Genomic DNA, 2,818 nt, shown 5'->3' on the forward strand with positions numbered 1-2,818 from the left:
ATTTCTTCGATTTCCGGGTCCGTACTGTAAACCACCCGCGCGCATATAAATGAATTTCTGGTAGGTTCATTGGCTCTTTGGGCTGCCTGTTTTAAGTATTCTTTGGTCATATACTTAATGTCAAAATAGCCGCCCTCATATGTACATCTGCCGTCAATAATCTCACACAGCCTGTTTTCCGCCTTTTTCTCTTCATATCCCTGAGGTGTCAGAATAACCATGGCATCCAGATCCGAATCCGGACGCTCCATTCCTTTGGCAACGGACCCGCCAAAGACAATCGCAGTTACATCATCCTTTATCTTAAAATAGTCCACTAAATTTTTCAGAGATTCCTCATGATGCTTATACATAATCAGCTCCCTTTCCGGTTGTAATCGCAGCGGTACTAATCCGCTTTTCTGAACACATTATACTAACATCCTGAAAAATGTGCAAGCTCTAAATCAAACTGCATTACACCGTTTTGGGCTCATTTCCACCAGCCTCTTTATCCTGCATGGACTTGTATTCTTCAAATTGATTCAGCGATAATTCAAACTGCTGCTTCTGATTGGTACTGATTACATTTAATATCAAACCGCTGAAATAGGACTGCAGCGCCGCCACCACAAGAAATCCGCAGATAATCAGTGTTGGAAAGCGTTCTACCAAACCGGTCCGGAAGTATTCTCCCAACACCGGAACGAAGAAGACAGCCGACAGCAGAATTAAAATTACTGCAATAATGCGAAAAAAGGAAAAGGGGCGGTAGTGCCTGTATAATTTTGCAACCATTTTCAGCACCTTGATTCCATCGGAAAAGGTATTCAGTTTTGAAACGCTTCCCTGAGGCCTGTCCTTATAAGTGATAATCACATTGTCCAGATGCATATTTTTATCCAGCGCATGAATCGTCATCTCGGTTTCGATCTCAAACCCTTTGGATAATACCGGAAATGTCTTGGCAAACCGATAGCTGAATGCCCGGTAACCCGTCAGAATATCCCGTATATTATTGGTAAAAAGCAGATTAATCAGCTTGCGCACCACTCTGTTTCCTATATTGTGGAACAGCCTTTTATTCTCTTCAAAATAGGTAGAAGACAGCCTGTCCCCGATTACCATGTCAATTCCTTTATCCAGCACAAGATCTGACATTTTCCCTGCATCCTCTGCAGGATATGTGTCATCTCCGTCCACCATCAGGTAACAATGTGCATCTATTTCACGAAACATGGTACGGATGACCTCTCCCTTCCCCTGTTTCTTCTCATAACGGACGACCGCACCTTCCCTTCTGGCGGCCTCATCCGTTCCGTCGCTGGAATTATTATCATAGACATAGATCACGGCCTCCGGCAAAGCTCTTTTAAAATCCCGGATTACTTTTCCTATCGTAGTACTTTCATTGTAGCATGGTATTAAAACTGCAATTTTATCCATCTTCTCACCTCTTTCACATTCATTTACAGAGATACAATGCACCCAGCAGAACACTGATTCCGGTTAATACTGCTGTCCCGGCACTGATAAATGCCAGAAATTGTTTGTCTCTGATTTCATTTACGGCTTCCAGAATTACCAGCAGAGCCGGTATACTTAAAAATATTCCAAAGTCACACATATAGCGCATTAATATGCCCGCCATCTGCACATCTGCGCACATAATTATCATACCTGCACCAAGAGAAACCCCTGCAAACAACAGCAACCCTTTTCTCTTCAATCCCTTTCTTACTTTGAAAAGCAGCAGGTTCATCCATAAAAAAGGATGCAGCATTAATATGCCTCCGTACATTCCTTCGAAAATAGTAATTCCCTGATATGCAGTTACCACATCTGTCTTCTGTATAAACGGAAACTGTGCCTGAAAATTCACCGGCTGAAACAAAAACATATAGATTCCCAAAGGAAACCGGTCCGGATGGAATCCTCTGTTCGTCATATCATTGGTAGTCAGATTATAATTTGCCCCAAAATCAAAGGGAGAACCAAACCTCGCAAAATTATAATACATAAGACCTAATCCAATCACGATAAACGGTACAAGACAGATACCGGCGTATTTTATGCAGGTTCTTTGATTAAGTTTCCAGATCTTTTTTAAATGCGGGATCAAAATGCACAGTCCCGGAAAACAGGCTGCCAGCATCTGCGGGCGGCATCCGGCAGTGAGTGCCAGGCAGATGCATCCCCCAAGTACCCGTTTCATGCGTATCTTGTCCGGCCCCAGCCCCGATAGTAGAAAATACCATCCCCATACCACAAAGCATAATCCCATAATAATCGGAAGTGCATAGAACGTGGGGTATACTGCTATAATCAAAATGCCGCTTGCGCAGAACAGCAGAATATCAAGCATGAGGAATATACCTAATGTGGTCTTACGAAAATATCTTTTTACCAGCGCAAGCAGCAGCAATAAAATGCCCAGAATCAAAAATGCTTCACAGATAACGGTTCCTGCTATGGTAGGAAATCCATGACCGGTAATTAAATAGAACGGCAGATAAAAAAACAGCACTGGCATAATTCCAAAATATACATAATATTTTCCCTGGTAATAAGCGGTATCCCATTCATGTGAAACATTCAGCTCCTTGCGCAGATTTTTATCATAAGGATTATCCATAGCCTGCAGTTCCCGGGAAGGTTCGATATCCAGATAAAAATGCCCCTTCGCCAAAGACTGTGCCAGCTTCTCATATTGATAATGATGAACCCATGGCGGATTCACATATTTTGGCGTGCTAAACGATGAAGAAAGCACTGCTGCCAGCTCAATTCCAATCACCGCTATACAGATCACGTATTGCTTTTTGTCCTTTAAATTGCA

Annotated in this window: 3 protein-coding genes; all 3 read right to left on the reverse strand. The window is 42.6% G+C overall.

All coding sequences use genetic code 11. The features are described 5' to 3' along the window. The coding region (locus ACH2DQ_RS10240; RefSeq protein ID WP_395026652.1) for a nucleotidyltransferase domain-containing protein at positions 1–353 on the reverse strand (353 nt) is incomplete at its 3' end. 103 nt (positions 354–456) lie between these two features. Beyond that, entirely contained in the window at positions 457–1,425 is a 969-nt protein-coding gene (locus tag ACH2DQ_RS10245) for a glycosyltransferase family 2 protein (protein WP_394914430.1), read from the reverse strand. Between the two features lie 19 nt (positions 1,426–1,444). Beyond that, the coding region (locus ACH2DQ_RS10250; RefSeq protein ID WP_395026654.1) for a hypothetical protein at positions 1,445–2,818 on the reverse strand (1,374 nt) is incomplete at its 5' end.

It is taken from the genome of Robinsoniella sp., assembly GCF_034124845.1.

Coding starts and splice junctions, on each gene's coding strand:
- ACH2DQ_RS10245 (WP_394914430.1), bottom strand. CDS start 1,425: ATGGATAAAATTGCAGTTTTAATACCATGCTACAATGAAAGTACTACG.